Raw genomic sequence first — 18,097 nt, 5'->3', positions numbered from 1 at the left:
ATTTATAAGATCTCTTGTAGTTTACGGACTAAAAATTGTTTCATGATTTGTTTGTCTATCTCTGTTTTGTTCTCTTCAGAAAATAGGTTCGTTAATGCCAAATCAAAAGATTCATATTTTTTTGTGTCGAAATCAGAAACAGCAATATGTTCTTTTTTTGCCTCTCCATCTTGGTTTATGATATCGATCATTACTACTTTGTCTTTTCTTGTATCATTCAATTTATGAATATCCACAAGTCGTTCTAAATCTTTGTATGATTTCTTAAAATTATTGATAAAAAGAGCTATATCATTATCTCTCATTTGGTCGATACCCTTAACGATAACTGCAGAGAATAGTCCTTTAATCCAATCTGTCTTCTTCGGTACAGGAGCTGTGAGTCTATTAACCAAACGCTTGATATGCGGTAAAAGAAGATCTCTATCCAATGTTGAGAATCGCTGGTCTATCTGTTCTTTGTATACAGTGAATTTCTCTCCTTTTTTGAATCCCATTGTTTTTAATAGTAGGGCTTCGACCTCTGAGATCATTTCGGACTCACACTCTCTCAGTTCTCTGATGGCATCCTTTAACTGTTGTAAATAATCCTTCAAGTCTACATTTTCTGATCTAAGATCTAATCCACTATATCCTAGAGCGCTTGGAATTTGTTCGAAAAATGCTGTTTCTGGATCTTCTGCATTTAAAATAGCATTTCTAAATCCAATAGCAGAAGGACTCATCCTTTTGCTTCTTTGGGTAAATGTAGGTAATTCCCTACAGAATTTGATTAAGGGACGAATCGTATCAATATAAACTCCTCGTTTTGCTTCTCCTTTGGTCTCTTTCTGAATTAGATCGCGATAGGTGTTTAAAAGATCAAGTTTTATACCGTTAGATGAGAATGCCTTTACGTCGAATTGAGATGGTTTTTTGTGTATCAGATCTAGTACCTCAATAGTTATAAATGGTATATAACCTTTATCATTAAAGAGTGCAAAATCATCTTGTTTAAGAACAAGGAACGTAGGAATCCAGAAGTTTAGAAACCCTTCTTTTAGCTTGTATGGAGCCTTGGAAAGTTCGTCATAAAAGATGGAGAGATTTATCTTTTCATCTTTTGTACTGTCTAATATTTCTTCTGTTTTACACCATAATCTGTATAAATTGCTATCTTGTTTTGGTTTTCCTACAATCCATTGATCCTTCGCATATCGATGAATACCACTGTTTTTTAAAAGAGACATATAGATTGTTTTTTCTGCAGGAAATTTATCTTTTGCAAATCCAATATCTTCTTGGTTTAGATTTTTTAAAAGAGCATTTAGATAGTATCTTCTTGCTGTCGAAATTGCCGTCGATATTTTGTGCTTGTTAATAAGCTCATTAACAAAGTGAGGCGTTTCTGTGTATGCTTTCTCACAAATACGAGATAGTGTATGGTTTAGTTCTCTACTTGTTTCAATTTTGTGTTCTTTTCCATTTACAAACCATTTAATACCTGAGTCTTTGCTTCCAAGGTTTTCTAATACCAGTTTTTGTAGTTCTTGTTCATAGGTTGTAATCATCAAATCGAGCTCTTTAACCGCAGCCCTATCTTCATGATGCTCTTCTTTAACTACACGGCATTTTTCGATATTCTCTATGACATTTTTTATCTCCTTTGTTTTGGTGAAAACTCCATAAAGAATAGGCAATCCTTTTTTCGTTTTGCATTTTAATGTCGTAGTTGCAACCTCTTTGGGCTTGCAGAAGATTAGATTGATCAATCCATCTATTTGGGGCTGGTCAAAATGATCTATTGGTTCGTCACTAATATCATATCCGAATATACGAGGAGTTCCTTGCTGGTAGCTTATTGCCTTAGCGTATACATAAGGAAAAGAATATAATGATTTGATGTGATTGGCAACTTGAATGTTTGTATCAATCTTTCGTTTTGCTTTTTTTAGCTCACTCTCAAAATCAAGATCCGTTCCTCCAAATAAGATGTATTTTTGGGTTAATTCTCTAAATCGAATAATGTTATTCCCTTCTAGGAAATTTATTGCATCCATTATTTCATTTGAACTGTACCCATCAATATATTTTGTTAAAAATGGTGAGTTAATGCGAGAGCCTGCAGATGCAAAAATATTTAGTAACCCAATCGTTTTAACTATTTCACTAAGTAGTAATTCATTTGAATAACCTGTATTCTGTATTCGTTCTAATGCATTTCGAATAGAGTCCCACGAGCTTTTATATGGATTGTTCCCACTGATAATAAAACTATAGTATTGGTCGAAAAGTGAATTATAAAGACTGGCTAATGTGTATCTTTTGTCTTTTTCTATGTATTCTATCAAAGACCCTTCTTCAGCCTTGTTTAAAAAGGTAAAAAGAGACCTTTCATTTTGACCATATACTTGTAATGCTTTCGCGAGGACGTAGGTGGATGCAAAATCAAGTGGATAGAGAGATCTTCCTGTTTCTATATCTAGTGTCCCTTTATTTAAGAAGAGGTTCGAATCAATGGAAACTTGGTTTGCTTTCTCTGTTTTCTCAATAGAATTATCACTATTTTGCAGTAATCGTACTTGTTGAGAAGATAGGTATATAAGTTGCTCAATAGGCTCGTTAAAGGTAATGTCAATAAAACGCCCATTTACTTTTTGCCATTCATTTTGAGATGTTCCAGATAACTTTGCCCCATATTGGTTAAAGTTTTGGTGCATTGAAGTGATCATCAGACAGTCGAGATCATTTGAATTAACACATTCTGCTACTTGTTGGATGAAATAGATATTTTCATCTGTGTTGTTGTTGCATGCGTATTCGAGGAACTTACCATATTCGTCAATTACAAGTACTACTATTTGGCCCTTTTTATTTTTCTCTTTAATAAATAAATGAAACTGTTCAATCGTATTGTCTGGCTCTTTCGTTGAGTCAATTTCTAGTTCATTATCTAAGGCTGTTTTTAGAGATTGGTATCCTCCGATGATATTAATAAAATAGTAACTAGTTAAAGATTCATCGAGAACATTTGTTGTATTGAAGAAGTAACTCTTCTCTCCTTTAAGATCTCTTTCTAATGCAAGTAAGAAACTCGATTTTCCAGTTCCATATGAACCAATAAGATTAAAGCAGTGTCCTGTGCTTTTGTATTGAGATGCAATAGAGTTCGCGATCCTTAAACTATTTGGAGTCACGTGATAAGTAAGCTCTTTCTCTTGGTCTCGTATAATATTTATTGAAGGGGAAAAATTATTTGACTCCATTGTAATATTTGTTTAAGATATCCTCTTTTTTAAGATCTTTGATTATTTGTAACTCTCGAATTCCAGCATTTTCACTATAGGTTATTTTCCCATTGTAGAAAGAATCATTTTGGAGTTCTTGTATTTTGTCTAAAAGCCCTTGCTCATTTAAACAGAATATTTTTGCTACATTATACTGCTCATCACTTAATAATTGATTGATACTAATGGAGAAATCTCCGCGATTATGATCCTGAGAAGCAAGTGTGTTCTCATATAGATCAATGATCGAATATACTAGGATCTCTGTTGATAGGTTTTTACGTTGTTGATTTTCAATGATATATTTTTTTGTGCCGAGTGGCTTTATAATGCCAAGATCTTGAAGTAATCCTGAAAAATCATCCTCCACATTCTTTGAGTTCGTTGGTGGTAGGTAGTTCGATCTAAGTACTTTTACATCTGCTGTCAAACTCTTTTCATTAGGTAGTGCTATTGCCTCTTTTTTAAGATGACGGTTCAGTAGATCTTTAACCTTCTCGTCTGTAAACTCTTTTTCTCCTAAACGTAGTTTTAAGAAGAATAGAGCGTAGAGAGATGCTGCTTTTTCTGAAATAAGAAGATAGTGGAGTAGCCACAAACTATTTATATCCTCTAAATACGGATCTTTTCCATTTTCTTCAGAAAAAAGATAATTTCCAATAAAAGTTATGTTATTTTTGTCATGAGATAAGATTCCAAATGATTTTAACCAAAATCGAATGGATGTCACCATGTTTTTTCCTACACCGAGTTTTGTTACTGCATCCGGAGATGAGAAGTTGTTTCCCTGTATAACATAGTCAACTCCTTTTTTTAGCCAATAATGTCGGCAATAAAAGGTTTCGTGTCCTGAAAATGTATATTTTGTCATAAAAAAAGTCTACTGGATAAAATTGTCCAGTAAAGATAACTCATTATGATTTTTTCATCAATTATATTGATGTATTTCATTCCGATATTGTGTTTTTTTTATTTTTATCTCCTTTTTTTAAAGATGTAACTTAATTTGCGTATCCCGCGATAAGTCTTGATTGTGATTATGAAACATGATATTTGTAATCTACAATTAAAATGATGTTTTTTTTGTTATTGTGTTGACAATTAGTAATTAATATCTTGTTTTTTTGTGGAAGTTTGTTGTGTTATTGATGACTATTAGGGACTAAAAGAGATTTGTTTATAGTTGGCTGTTTCTTATTTATGACTTGAATGCAAGAAATATATAAGAGGGATAAATTTCAGATAAATCAATGGATTGATTTACGATTAAAAGAACAATAAAGTAATGTGTCTAAGGTTTGATTTTATTGTGTCTGATATTATTTTGAGTGTTTTACCATTTATATACAATGTATTATTAATTAGATTGTTATCTAAGGTGATGTCGTTGTCTCTACGGTTGCAGCAAGATCTACTTCTTGGGCTTTTTATTTGGTATCTTTTAATTAAATGTTTGCTCCTGCTCTAACTGTTCTAGTTCCGTTTGCATTGTATTTCTTGAAGAGTCCTTTTTTTCTATAAAGGTTATCTATTTCACCAATTACTACAGGTTCATTTTTAAAAACTTCCATCCAAATGGAGTAATGACCATTCAGCGATATTTTTGCTATGGATCTTGCCATTGCATTTATTGGGGCTTCCATCCAATCATTGTATGATTCATGTGCTAAATCCCATGCTTCTTTTCGTGAACGCCACCTAGTGTCTGCAAATGTGGGTTGGTTGGGTCCACCAGGATATCGATTTAATCCCATCAAATCAATACAGTTTTGTGCCAATGTCTGTATTTGGGCACTGCAATTTGCATTGGGTTCAATTGTATCCGATTCGGAATAAATAAATGCGAGATCCGTGTTGTCAAGATCGGGCCATAAATAGTCTGATAAATTTTGATTGTGGTCACTCTTAATCGTATTGCAATATTTACAGGAAAGTAAGAAATTTGACCAATTGAGTGGTGCCCCTCCTTGATTTTTGGGTAGTATATGTTCTACTTCAATACTATTATAAACTTTCATTTCACAATAGGAGCAGTAATAGCCTATAATATTAGCTAAGTCGTGTCTAGCCTTGCCATAGTCTGTATATGCTTTTGGGGCATCTCCTTTATTTACGGGTCTCATTTTTATTCTGGCTTTGTTTATATTCCGCTTTTATTTTTTCTTGTTCAATAACTGCATATAATGCAGTGTCTTGTGCAAAAGGTTTCATAGCCATGTCTAGCTCATTTTTCATCTGTGGTGTATCCTTGCCCTCTTTTACTGCCTTATAATATTTTGAGGCTACTTCAAACATGTACTGTCTACTTTTACTCCATTGTGGATTTTCAACCTCCTGAAACTCCTCAGCTATATCTTCGATACTCAAATTATTGGCTTGACTAATGGAGATTATGGAGTTGTTTTTCAATTTAATTAATTGGTTTGATTCTGTTTCTTGAATTAAAAATGGTGAATGAGTGGATGTTATAAATTGAACTTTGGGAAAAGTAGTTTTTAGTCCTACAATGATTTTTCTTTGCCAATCAGGGTGAAGATGTAGATCCAGTTCATCTATTAATACTATTCCAGAAGCTTCTATTAAAGCATTTTCTTTTAGGTGAGGATTTAGTGTGACACATTTATAGGCTATGTCTGCGATTAATGCAAAGAAGTTACGTGTACCATCACTTAAGTAGGAAAAAGGGAGTATTCGTCCATCATTAAAAACAACTTTCAAACCTTTGGGCTTATCTGGGTCAAATTCAAAGTAGATATTGCTACAATCAGGAATGTTACTAATGATTGCATTTTTTACAACTGAATAGTTGATGTCCGATGTCCCTTTTTGAATTTTAGCAAGTTCTTTACCTCTAAACCATTTAATGAACTGTTTAAAGGTCATTTTTGCTTTTAGACATTGATTATAAGCTCTCAATCTTGAAGCAATTTGTGGATTCTTGCTCTCTTTTTCTTTTACATCTCTTGCTTCGTCAAATAATCTACCTGTAGCATAATAGGCTAAAACAGGAAGTATGATTTTTTCATTATTGCGGATACTCTGATCGTATTCAGAACCAATCTTCTTTATTGGCATTGCTCCTCTAGCTAAGGTTTTGCTTTTGAAACTAGTCAATTCTCTTTTCCAAGATATCTCTTTGTTATTCACAATTCCCTTAGCACTTACAGAAACTGGCCATCCGAATTCCTCTGAATCCTCAAAGGTGTTGATATGTATGTCTTTGGATAAGATATGTCTTGAATCTGTATCACGAATTCCAAGAAACAGGGAACCCATTGCAACAGTAAGTGCTTCAAGAATTGCTGTTTTACCACTTCCATTGTCTCCAATAATTAAATTGAATCTATCATGAAGAGGAATCTTTATTTCTTTGTAACCTCTAAAGTTTTCTAAAATTAATTCCTGAATTATCATGTCTTTATTATTTTAAAGTATGACTATTAGAGTTTTCAATAAATACTTTGATATAATTAACAGCATCTAAACCCATTTCTTCAAACTTAATAATCTCATTTATTTGATTGGCAAGCCAAAGTGTTATTAGTTCATCAGAATTGATATTGTAAATGGAGGCAAGCTTGATTATAAATTCTCGTTTGATGTTTTTTTCACCACGTTCCATCTTGCTTACATATGCAGTGTCTACTTCTAATTCAGCAGCGATTTGGCGTAGAAGTAATCCATTATCCTCTCTTAATTTTCTTAATTTTTGTCCTATTATCATCTTTCTTCTGATTGACTTGTCTAATATGGTCAAATATAGATAAAATTAGATGTTTTTTTTGTTTTTTGATGGCTTTATTATTAGTGGATATCCTATCTAGACCGAATGTTTTAATAGTTCACAATAGGCTTATTGGGTCCTTCTTTAGGGTGTGTCGTGGATTTAATCCTGTTTATGTAAAAGGGTTTTTGTTTTAGAAAGAGTTGAAAGGATCACAATGTTTTGGTTGTCGTGTATTGTTTAATTTCATGTGTATCGTTTGTATTGCTGTTGGATGTGGTGGTCTGATATCGCGTTGTTGATTTTTAGTGTTTGCTATGGGATTTTGTGCAGAAGCCCCTCTTTTGATTCGAAGAAGGGATTGTTTTACTCTTTGCGGTTGCGTCCGAAGAGGAAGCGCATAGCGTAGGGGAGGTATACGGTGAATTTGTTGAGGGTGGTGGTCCCTCTCATTAGATAAGGTTGCTATTTTGCGTTTAGAGGACTTTTTAGCGGTTTTATGTGATTGAAGGTGTGTTTGGTAGGGAGTCTTGCTAAAATGCCCTAAATCGCCTTTATTCTCTCTTGTGTGAGGATGTAGTTGTAGGTAGGTGACGCTCTTTTGATGGGTCACCTCTAGTAGTCCTTTTCGCTCTGCTTCTTTGCGATAGCGATAGTATTGCGCGGAGGAGATATGGAGCGATTTGCTGTAGTCGTGGCTCGGTAGTTGGTAAGGTCCCTGCGTGATGATTCGTCCCGTCTCCTTGGTGTCGATGGTGTGCTTCTGTATCTCATCTCGGATCTTTTTTGTTTGAAGATGTTTGATTTGAAGTCGTTCTTTGAAGGCGACATGAAATAGCATGGCGGTGATGGCTATCGTCTGGAAATGGAGGATGTTGTATTCGTGTTCCCATACCAGTTTGGTGCTACGAAAACGTAGTTGGTGGTGTATGAGAATATGTTTCTGGTTGTGGATGTGATAGTAGTTTGGACTCTTGTTTATAGGAGTGATAAAGCCTAGTTTTTGCAGGGTGTGAATGCGACGATAGAGTGTGGTGATGGAGATCATCAGTTGATGGATCAGTTGGAGTATTTTGCGGGTGTTGAAGGTCACCTCTTTTCTTTTTTTTAGCAACATATAGAGCTGAAGTGCAGGAAGTGCTTTTTTCTGATGACACTTTTCGATGATGTCGAGATATATCATTTGTTCTTTTTTCATGACTTTTCGTTTTTTCATGTTTCTCTTTGTTTGAAGTATGTCCGTCTATTGCGGTGAGCCTGGACGCTTTTGGGCCGTTCCAAAGGAGAAGTTGGATGCTACCTAGGGGATTAGCCTATTTTTTTTGGTGCAACGGGGGCGCCCTTTTCACCCCACTCTATCCTGCGCTTGAGGGTAGGAGTCGAAATCCTACTATGGCCGTCGAATCTCATCGCTACCAGCAATGTTTCACGGTTTTTACTTCTGTATTCTACGATATCTGTTTTCTAATATCTTCTCTATCTCTTCTTGTTTGTAGTATATTTTTCCCTCTATCTTGGTGTAAGGAAGGATGCCTTTGGATCGATACCTTTGTATGGTTCTGGCTGATACATGTAGTTGGTTGACTACTTCTGGTGTGTCGAGCCATTGGCTATGGTTCTGTTGTGTGGGTTGCCTTTTGATTGGCTTCTCTAACTCTTGAACGAGAACCTGTGTGTGGTGTGTGATGGTATGAAGCAGTTGAAGGATTTGTTGTTTTATGGTTGGTTCTGTTGCTGTTTTGTCGATACTTTTTTCTGTTTGGAGGCTCTGTGTTGGTGCTCCTTTCGATTGGTTCCAATTTGTGCTTTGGAGTTTCTCCTTTTGGGATTCTAACTCTCTCATGATGATGGGTTTTTGTTTTGGATCAAAGGTAGTTTGAGGTAAAATATTTTTCTAATGTTTTTTTTTATCACTCGTCTTTTAAGTTTTTTTTACAATTGGGAATGGGTCATGTTGGATGGGAGGTATTGTAGGTTTTTTAAAAGATAAAAGACGAGCGATAAAATTTTTTATCACTCGTCTTTTGTGTTATCACTCGTCTTTTTATTTGCTATGAAAAATGGGGGTGTCGAGAAGTGTAACGATATTCATTATTTTGGATTGAAGCGTAGATTGTCGGCATTTAACAATCTTCTTGGTATTGATCAATTTGTTTCCATCCATCCGAAAGAGTATGCTTACTTTCTCCCAAAAGTTTCTTTTTTGGTATTCTACTCCTTCTAATTTTTTTATTTCGAGAATAAAAGTTCTTAGCGCGTTTCGTTTTCCAGTCCAAAGGATCGGGTGAGTAGGTGGTATTCCTTGAGATAGATTGCACGAGATTTTGTGCAATACACGTAAAATCAATCGTATCCATCATACGGTAACAACCAACCGAAGCAGGAGCTTCCTAATTCCCATGTGTTGCAGCATCGGTTATTGATACACGATTATTGTGGCACCGATTTGTTGCGACAATATGTCGTATTTGCATGGTTCTGATACGATCATGTGGTGTGGTTTTGTGCATCGAAAAAGATCGCAGTGCTTTGACTGGTGGTTGTTGTGCTTCAACAAGCTCAGCAACCTAAATATCGAAATGGAGGAATCTAAATATCGATGGGGTTATTGTGCTTCGAAGGGCTCAGCAACCTAAATATCGAAATGGAGGAATCTAAATATCGATGGAGAAGATATTGCACGAGACTATGGGCAATACAGAATTTTTCGTTGTCTTTGGGGTCGTGGGGTATGATATTCGATGCGTATAAACGAAACTATGTCGGGCGCAAAAAATTGAAGCAACAAAGGATAGAACAAGGGTTGTCTCTATGAAGTTACGCTACGACTAAAATCTATAAGAAAAATGAGGTACAGAAAATGATTCTAAATCAATGATTCTAAATAAGGTTTCTACGTGTTATATACCCTTAATATATACTCTCTCATTTTTGCTTTTTTTATTTAGTCTAGATAGTGTGGTTTGAAGCTGTGAATATTTTGTTGGCTTAATAGGGGGAAAGAGAATAGAAATGTTCTCCGAAAGCTTCAGTTTTGAGTTTATTTTCCGATGAATCTTCTCTATCATTGAGCTGTGATGTCATGAGTAGATGCTTTCTAATGAAACCTCTCTAAGAAGTGTATTATTACATATCTTAGAGAGATTATTCATGTGAAAAAGAAAAATATTTTTTTATACTTAGGTATTTGTACAGGGCTTGTTCATAAGATGAATAATAATTCGAATATCACCTCCTCTCATGTGATATTAGCTGTTTTGCACAGATTAAAACGGTCTAATAGTATAATTCCATCTACTGGGATGAGTAGAGAAATGAACAAAAGAGGTGATCTTTTTTTTATGAACAAGCTTTGATTCCAATATTATCACGGCGTTTTATTGTTGACGATTTCGTAAGTTTTTACGACAAAACACAGTCTGCAAATAATTAGATATATTTCATTTGCCTAACCATTCATGTTAACAAGGTTTTTAAGTTCTGTGTTAGATAAGTCACCAATCCATTTTTCGCCAGTTGCTACAGTTAAATCAGCCAAGTGTTTTTTATCCTGTAACATCTGATTGATTTTTTCTTCAAAGGTCCCTTTAGAAATTAAGCGATGTACTATTACATTCTTTTTCTGACCAATTCTAAAAGCTCTATCTGTAGCTTGAGCTTCAACTGCGGGATTCCACCAAAGATCGTAATGAATAACATGGTTCGCTGCTGTTAAGTTTAAGCCCGTGCCTCCGGCTTTTATTGAAATAATAAAGATTTTCTTATGGCTCTTGTTCTGAAATTCTTCAACCAAAGCATCTCTTTTGTTACGAGCAATACCACCATGTAAAAATAGAGGCTTGGTATCAAAAGCATCTTCCAGAATACGAGTAAGTATCTGTCCCATTTCTTTGTATTGAGTGAAAATCAATACTTTTTCATCATTCTCATATATTGATCTGAGTAGTTGTAACAGCATTTCGGTTTTCCCTGATAGTTCAACCCTATCATCTTCTTTTTTAAGAAATTGAGATGGATGATTACATATCTGCTTCAAGGCTGTCATCATTTTAAGTACTAAACCTTTTCTTTCTATTGATTTTTCTTTGGTATTATTAAGCGATTTAAGCATGGTATTCACTACATTCTGATAGAGTGCAGTTTGTTCTTTAGCGAGCTGAATAAAACAGTCATGCTCAATTTTTTCGGGTAAATCATTTATAATTGACTTATCTGTTTTTAAACGTCGAAGTATAAAGGGGTCGGTTATTTTTTTGAATAGTTCAAGTTGCTGTTTGTTGTTGTCATTTTCAATTGGAGATGCAAAAGCTTTCTTGAAATATTTGGCTGAGCCCAAGTAGCCTTTATTTACAAAATCGAATAGGCTCCAGTATTCACTCAATCTATTTTCAACAGGTGTACCACTCATTGCAATCTTTACATCTGCTTTCAATTTCTTAACTGCTTTAGTCTGCTCAGTACCTGCGTTTTTTATGTTTTGAGCTTCATCAATAGCCAACACTTCCCACTTAACCTTTTGAAATTTGGATGCATCACTGCGCAACATACCATAGGAGGTAATTACCATATCACAATCTGTTGTTTTAAATTCACGTTTTGCTCCATGATAAATATGTGGAATTAATTCCGGTGCAAATCGTTCAATTTCTTTTTGCCAGTTCGTAATAAGAGTGGTAGGAACAACAATTAGAGCTTTTTTCTTATCTAAACGACCTTCGTGTTTAAATTGCAGTAGCAAACTAATGACTTGTAGAGTTTTACCCAGTCCCATGTCATCGGCAATAATACTTCCAAATCCTACTTTACTATTGTTATATAACCATTGATATCCACGCTCCTGGTATGGACGTAAAGTCGCTTTTAAATTCTTCGGAATTACTTTTTGTTCACTCTGTAATAATTCATTTACAATCTTCCGGGCAGCTGGTGAAAGTGTGATTTTTGCTTCTTGATATTCCTCTGATAGGGCAGATTGAAGTAAATCAACACGAGACAGTTCTTTATCTTCATCCAAGTTATTCAGTAGTGTTTGAATCTCTTTGTGATCAATCAGCACATATTCTCCTTTGATATTAACTACTCCGGATACATTCCTAACTAATTTTTTAAATTCGCTAATCGGGATGGTTTTATCTCCTATAGCTATTTGCCATTCAAATTGAAGCATTTCATTAAGATTCATGTAACTCTTGCCTGTAGAATCGGATTGTTTGCTGTCTAATTTTAATGATGCCTTAGGTCGAGCAAGGCTTTTTAGCGAATTTGGTAATAAAATACGGATTCCCAATAGTTTAACCAAGGGCAATATTCTTAACAATACTTCAGCAAAGCTATCTGCATCAAATATTAATTGTTCTGTACCCGAAGAAGAAATCAGTGGTTTTATGGCAGGGAAATCTCTCGATAAGCTTGCCAGTGATTGAAACAATGAGGCTTTGAATTTATTATATGTTTTATCTTTAATGAAATTATGGAGGGTTAATGGTTCTTGCATGGAATCTTTACGGTTTTCAACCCATAATTGTAGGTCAAAGGTATTTTCCTCCGCATTATCTTCTATTTTAATTAATGGTACATAGTTTTTGTCGCTTAGGTGAAACCGTTGAAGGTATTGATGTATGGCTTCTGGGATTTGGTTTTCACTAAGCTCTGTAAATGAATGCTTGTGATTATTGAAGAATAATTGTTCTATTTTAGATTCAGTACCCTGATATGACCGATTTGAAACAGGTGCTACTTCCTTTATAAAGTGAGTTAAAAAAAGAGAGACAAGCGTTATGCTCTGCTCACGAGCGGATAGATATTTTCTCTTTCTTGCACTGATTTGTACTTGTACCAATTCTTGAGATATATCTTTCACTAAGGTGTCAAACAAATCATTTACATCCTCATTAATAACGGCCGGAATCCATCGGATCACATTCTGTTTCTTCTTCAATTCGAGTAGCTGAGGAATGAAAGCTCCACATTCAGCCAATTTTAGACTTAAATGATATGCTCGGTACAAAATCTTTAAGTCATTAGAGAAACGTTGTTCGTGTTTTTTTGGTAAGCGGGTTAAAAAGTTAATCAATGAATCCAAACCATCATCTGATGCTTCAAAAGTCAAATCTCCTTTATCGGAATGAAATATGACTTTTTTAAAAGAGGTGTCATCATTAATAAAGAACTCCAACTTTTCCATACTGTCAAAAACTCTCGGCTCGAACATTACAACATCTTGATTCAGCAATGCTTTAGAATGACGACTTACAGCCTTGTATTTTTTGCTCAATATGGGAATAAAAGGTTTGTCGTAAAAAACAGTTTTGGTCTCGAGTAGCGATAATAGGTTCTCTGTTTGCGGTATCACTTTCGAAAGATCAAAATGATCATCCTTAATATGATTCTCCTCTACCACTTCAAGAGGTTTATCAAGGAATAGTTGTTCAAAACTTGAAATACTCATCTCCTCATTAAGTGTCATTCCTGATTTTGTCAGCTCTTTCAGTATGTCTAGTCCATGTAATTGAAAAATTAAAAATGGATTTCTGTCAATCTCTGCAGAAAGTATATATATTACTGAGGCTAGATGTTTACAAGGTACTGCCCAGTCGGGACAGGAACATTCCATATCAAAATCAGACCATGTATTTGGAAAAACTGCTATTTTATGCTTCTGTGCAATTTCATTCAGCTCATGTGGTAACTCCCGATTTAGTAAAAGAGAAAGAACCAATGGGTTATGCGTAATAGCCTCTATTAACGCTGTTTTTTCTGTTTTTGTAAATATTGGAAGAGTAATATCAACGTTATAAGGAGTACGTGTACTTCCTTTAACCTTAGCATTAATTCTATTGTTTACAGAAGTAACTTCCTTCACAGAACCATTACGGGCATATCTTCTACCACGGGGTAACCTATTAGAATAGTCAATATCTGTTAATGCTTGTAAAAAGTGTTCTCCCCACCATGTTTTGCCAAATTGCTGTGCCATAATTTTATATGATTTGAGCTGTATTATTATTTGAGTTATTCTTGAATAATCGTTTTCAACATTGTTTTTCTGGAGCGGTTATCAATATTCCTAACCGCTATCCCAAGCGCTTTTCTAGTTCCTACAAATATTGCCATCTTTTTCGCACGTGTCAATGCGGTGTATATTAGGTTTTGATACAGCATATTAAAGTGCTGCAAAACTATCGGTATAATAACCACATCAAATTCGCTTCCTTGAGATTTGTGAATGGTAATAGCATAGGCTAAGTCAAGGTCAAGAATATCTTGTTTCTCATAATGAACGTTTCTTGTTGTTCCTCCAGAGCTATAAGCTATTTCTATTGTTATGTTTTGATTATCAATGGATGCAATTTGCCCAATATCACCATTAAAAACTTCAAGGTCGTAGTTGTTTCTGCGCTGAATTACACGGTCTCCAATTCGAAATATACGGTCTCCAATCTGCAAGTTCGCTTTGTTTTCATCATGAGGATTGTAAGTGGTTTGCACCAATTGGTTTAAGTTACGAGCCCCCATACTGCCAACTGTCATTGGCGTTAATATCTGGACTTCCATATTTGCCCCGAGGCGTTCTCTTACTGTTTTTGAATAAAGCCTAACAACCATTTCAGAAGCAACGAAACCGTAATTTAAACTAGACCAGGGATGAATACTTTTGATAATATTTTTTAGAGCAGAAGCATGATTGTTAGATTTTAGCAACAACTGAATGTCGGTATGCAAATAATCATTTGGCACATTGAAAATATATGAACGGACTCCACGTTTTCTAATTTCTTCAATTTCAGTTTCAGAGGTGTTTTTTATATAAATGTCATCTTCCTGTATTACCGATTTATAGTTGTCATCTATATCATCAGGTGTTTTTTCTCTTACAAATGCCACACCTTCATTTTGAATTACATATTTCATCGATTGCGTAATCTTCTTGATAAAAAGCATTTGCTCTTTAGTAGCTTCTTCCGAATCAATAAACATGCAATCGGTGTTTCCGTCCCATATGTTGGGGGAATTAATTGGTGATTCTATTTTAGGTATTTGTCGTTTAATTATTTGATGTGCGAACTTAATTATATGACTTTCTTGTGCTTGTCGGAATACTTTCTTTAGGTTAAAGCACGGTACTTTAGCGCTTTCTATTAAATCTTTGAGTACATTCCCTGCACCTACAGAGGGCAATTGATTAGGGTCGCCAATAAATAGTACTTGTGCCGTTAGAGGAATGGCTTTTAATAAGGATGCTGATATAGAAATATCCAACATTGAGCATTCGTCAATAATAACAAAGTCAGTTTCTAAGGGTTCTTCTTCATTTTTTTTAAATTGACCAGTATGTGGTTGCCACACTAATAAGCGATGAATTGTTTGCGCATCCATACCAATAACTTCGCTCATGCGTTGCGCAGCTCTTCCTGTTGGTGCAGCAAGTATCACCCGCTTTTTCATGGCTCTTAGGAGCCTCACTAATGCCTTCGTGGTGGTGGTCTTACCACATCCTGGACCTCCTGTTAATATGGAGAATGATTGTTGACAGGCTCCTAATACTGAATCAAATTGTTCATCACTTAAGGGGAACTCTTGTTTTTGATTAAAAAGGTTCAGCCATGTTTTTACTCTAACCACATCGACACTTACTATTTTTGATAAAAATGTTTTTACAATATCAGCGGTCTGTAGCTCATCGTAATAGAGTGATTTTGAGTAATAACATTTGATATGAGCCTCATTTTCTATTTTTAACCTGACCTTTAAATCATTTTCCTGTTCCATGGTTTGTATTTCACTTACCAACAGGTCTGAGTAATTTGCTTCCAGTAAGGTTTCAACGTTTTTCTGAATATGTTCTAGCTCTAAATAACAATGCCCTTGTTCTCTACTTGCTGCTAAAACATGACTAATAGCTGCTTTCATTCGTTTGGGGCTATCTTTTTCAATGCCCATGCTTAAGGCAATTCTATCAGCTGAAAAGAATCCTATACCATAAATATCTTTCGATAATTGATAAGGATTGTCCTGTAGTATTTTTATTGCATCATTACCATAAGTTTTGAATATTTTAACTGCAAACAAAGTACTAACACCATACTCTTGTAGGAATAACATGACATTTCTTATTTCCCGATGTTCAATCCATGACGACTTAATTTGGTCTAGTTTTGCTTGTGCTATTCCTGTAACTTCGGTAAGGCGTTCAATATCTTCTTCAAAAACATCCAAAGTATCTTTTCCAAAATATTTTACAATACGCTTAGCTATTTTAGGGCCAACTCCATAAATTAAACCTGAACCAATATATTTTTCTAATGCAGATGCACTGGCAGGTTTTCGTTCAAAAGTATTCGTCGACTTAAATTGCTCGCCATATTTTGGGTGCTGTGTCCATTCGCCTTCAAATTCCATGGTAGCTCCGGCAAATACATTGGCTTGATGTACTGTTACTGTTATTAACTCATGCGGTTTATCCAACGGACTTACCTTAAGTACAGTCCAACCATTCTCTTGGTTGTGATACGTTACTCTTTGTATGATTCCTATGAGTTTATCCATATTGATATATTGGCTTAATCTTGCCTAAAGAACCCATTTGCTTGGGCTGTCCTTTTCTTTTATTCTGTTCTAAAACACATTGATCCAATCCATCACTACAGCAGGTTTTCAATCACTATAAAAATACTGAAAGATGGCTCAAACCATCTTGTCTCCAAATGCTTTTTTAGAAGAATTAATATCAAATAAATTTATTGTTTCGTACTCTGTACTGTAAATAACATGAACCTCCGTTTCTATTTCATGGTTTGAATCGGCAACTTTTTTATTTCTTGCCACTTCTACAAGGGTAGGGGGTATTTCTGCCAATTTTCTTTTCAGACTTAACTGTTGTAGTATTTAGATCTGGTAAAAAATCAACTACTGGTACTGGGTTATCGTCTACACCTATTTCAAGATGCCTCTTTTCTTTGGGAATAGCATTGAAATCAACTATTCCGCCAATTTCGTATTTCAGATTTGAATCACCTCTTATTCCATACCTCACCGTTTCTTCTATTTTTTCAGAATCGAATACTACCACGGGACAAGAATTGCAAAAGTGACTCCCCGTCATATTACTCATAAATTCACCTTCATCAGTATCTGATTTGGCTGCAATTATTACAGTACAACTATCCTCTATTAATGGAGACCCACACTCCGGACACGAAACGAATCCACAATCTTCACTATAATATCTCCTTCTTCGGATAGATAAGTCAACCCTATTTTTAAAATCTTCTATTTTCATAAATTTTTATGTGCTTAATATGTCAATTAATCTTACTTAACATTTTGTTGATCGAATAAACACCAATCATACAATTTTACTACCTCCATAGAAAAGTCGTATTGTTGTTGTAAACATTTGACATTCATGATATAATAAGTCTCTAAAGACAAGAAACACTAGATTAAAAATATTATTTTAAGTGTTGTAAATACAAATATTTATAACTTAGCTTATGACCAAGATACTTACAAAACAGATATAGAACAAATACAGAATAAGCTAAGTCTATAATTTTGTAAATTAAATAGACATTTAACCAAACTATAATTTTGTTGTACTCGCGAGATTACAATAGGTATTTTTAAGACAGAGTCTGTTATTATCAATTAAATAGCAACAGCTATAGGAGACTCCATAGACAAACAACCAAAAGGTTTCGGAATGATTAAAATAAGAAAGGTTTTTTCTTAAAGCATCTTAGAGGCCATATGGATTGTATGGCAGATACAATTCATGATGGAGAGTACATTCTTTTTGATAGATCGGATATTCAAAAGAAAAATGCTAAGACCATGGAAGGTATGGATTTCGTTAAGGATGAAGATGAGAGATATACGATCGGATTAGGTTATTGGCTTATGAATGTTGTAGATATAGATAAAGCAAATGATTATGTGTGTGTCTGTTGTTTGGAGACAAGGTAGTGACGTTTTCTCTATGGTAGCGGTGTGAATTTAGGTTGTTTGGATCTGTATGGTTCTGAAATAATGTGGGTAAAGGTTGGTGTGGGCTTATTGATAAGAAAGGGAGTGTCGTATTGGACACTCCCTTTCTTGGTATTGTGGG

11 protein-coding genes are annotated in these 18,097 nt (G+C 34.8%); 1 reads left to right on the top strand and 10 read right to left on the bottom strand.

Going from position 1 to position 18,097, the window contains the following annotated elements; all coding sequences use genetic code 11:
* Positions 1-2: 2 nt before the first annotated feature.
* The 10 genes from K4L44_08680 to K4L44_08635 form a co-directional block, all read right to left on the bottom strand.
* Positions 3-3,245: a hypothetical protein gene (locus tag K4L44_08680; GenBank protein QZE15891.1), complete on the bottom strand. Its 3,243-nt coding sequence runs from the start codon at positions 3,243-3,245 to the stop codon at positions 3-5.
* Complete coding sequence (locus K4L44_08675; protein QZE15890.1) at positions 3,232-4,137, bottom strand: DUF4007 family protein; 906 nt, start codon at positions 4,135-4,137, stop codon at positions 3,232-3,234. The genes K4L44_08680 and K4L44_08675 overlap by 14 nt, the downstream gene beginning before the upstream one ends.
* Before the next feature lie 574 nt (positions 4,138-4,711).
* On the bottom strand, positions 4,712-5,389 hold the full coding sequence (locus K4L44_08670) for an HNH endonuclease (GenBank protein QZE15889.1): 678 nt from the start codon (positions 5,387-5,389) through the stop codon (positions 4,712-4,714).
* Positions 5,373-6,680, bottom strand: a complete 1,308-nt coding sequence (locus K4L44_08665) for an AAA family ATPase (protein QZE15888.1) — start codon at positions 6,678-6,680, stop codon at positions 5,373-5,375. Before K4L44_08665 ends, K4L44_08670 begins: the two co-directional genes overlap by 17 nt.
* Positions 6,681-6,687: 7 nt before the next feature.
* Positions 6,688-6,990, bottom strand: coding sequence for a helix-turn-helix domain-containing protein (locus tag K4L44_08660; protein QZE15887.1), 303 nt, complete (start codon positions 6,988-6,990; stop codon positions 6,688-6,690).
* A 193-nt stretch (positions 6,991-7,183) separates the two neighbouring features.
* Positions 7,184-8,188 carry a hypothetical protein gene (locus K4L44_08655; protein ID QZE15886.1) on the bottom strand — a complete coding sequence of 335 codons (1,005 nt, stop codon included), beginning with the start codon at positions 8,186-8,188 and terminating at the stop codon, positions 7,184-7,186.
* A gap of 237 nt (positions 8,189-8,425) precedes the next feature.
* The gene (locus K4L44_08650) at positions 8,426-8,833 is read right to left on the bottom strand and encodes a helix-turn-helix domain-containing protein (GenBank protein QZE15885.1); all 408 of its coding nucleotides are present in this window, start codon (positions 8,831-8,833) and stop codon (positions 8,426-8,428) included.
* Between the two features lie 1,605 nt (positions 8,834-10,438).
* The gene (locus K4L44_08645) at positions 10,439-13,966 is read right to left on the bottom strand and encodes a DEAD/DEAH box helicase (GenBank protein ID QZE15884.1); all 3,528 of its coding nucleotides are present in this window, start codon (positions 13,964-13,966) and stop codon (positions 10,439-10,441) included.
* A 35-nt stretch (positions 13,967-14,001) separates the two neighbouring features.
* Complete coding sequence (locus tag K4L44_08640; GenBank protein QZE15883.1) at positions 14,002-16,536, bottom strand: AAA family ATPase; 2,535 nt, start codon at positions 16,534-16,536, stop codon at positions 14,002-14,004.
* A 265-nt stretch (positions 16,537-16,801) separates the two neighbouring features.
* Positions 16,802-17,269, bottom strand: a complete 468-nt coding sequence (locus K4L44_08635; GenBank protein QZE15882.1) for a hypothetical protein — start codon at positions 17,267-17,269, stop codon at positions 16,802-16,804.
* Between the two features lie 479 nt (positions 17,270-17,748).
* On the opposite strand from K4L44_08635, the gene K4L44_08630 reads away from it, so the two are divergent.
* Positions 17,749-17,955: a hypothetical protein gene (locus K4L44_08630; GenBank protein QZE15881.1), complete on the top strand. Its 207-nt coding sequence runs from the start codon at positions 17,749-17,751 to the stop codon at positions 17,953-17,955.
* Positions 17,956-18,097: the final 142 nt, after the last annotated feature.

The sequence above is a fragment of the Prolixibacteraceae bacterium genome (assembly GCA_019720755.1).
In the GTDB taxonomy this organism is placed as follows: Bacteria; Bacteroidota; Bacteroidia; order Bacteroidales; family Prolixibacteraceae; genus Halosquirtibacter; species Halosquirtibacter laminarini.
This window is presented reverse-complemented; position numbering and strand designations above follow the sequence as displayed.

Coding starts and splice junctions, on each gene's coding strand:
- K4L44_08670 (QZE15889.1), bottom strand. CDS start 5,389: ATGAGACCCGTAAATAAAGGAGATGCCCCAAAAGCATATACAGACTAT.
- K4L44_08655 (QZE15886.1), bottom strand. CDS start 8,188: ATGAAAAAAGAACAAATGATATATCTCGACATCATCGAAAAGTGTCAT.
- K4L44_08680 (QZE15891.1), bottom strand. CDS start 3,245: ATGGAGTCAAATAATTTTTCCCCTTCAATAAATATTATACGAGACCAA.
- K4L44_08650 (QZE15885.1), bottom strand. CDS start 8,833: ATGAGAGAGTTAGAATCCCAAAAGGAGAAACTCCAAAGCACAAATTGG.
- K4L44_08665 (QZE15888.1), bottom strand. CDS start 6,680: ATGATAATTCAGGAATTAATTTTAGAAAACTTTAGAGGTTACAAAGAA.
- K4L44_08635 (QZE15882.1), bottom strand. CDS start 17,269: ATGAAAATAGAAGATTTTAAAAATAGGGTTGACTTATCTATCCGAAGA.
- K4L44_08645 (QZE15884.1), bottom strand. CDS start 13,966: ATGGCACAGCAATTTGGCAAAACATGGTGGGGAGAACACTTTTTACAA.
- K4L44_08630 (QZE15881.1), top strand. CDS start 17,749: ATGGCAGATACAATTCATGATGGAGAGTACATTCTTTTTGATAGATCG.
- K4L44_08660 (QZE15887.1), bottom strand. CDS start 6,990: ATGATAATAGGACAAAAATTAAGAAAATTAAGAGAGGATAATGGATTA.
- K4L44_08675 (QZE15890.1), bottom strand. CDS start 4,137: ATGACAAAATATACATTTTCAGGACACGAAACCTTTTATTGCCGACAT.
- K4L44_08640 (QZE15883.1), bottom strand. CDS start 16,536: ATGGATAAACTCATAGGAATCATACAAAGAGTAACGTATCACAACCAA.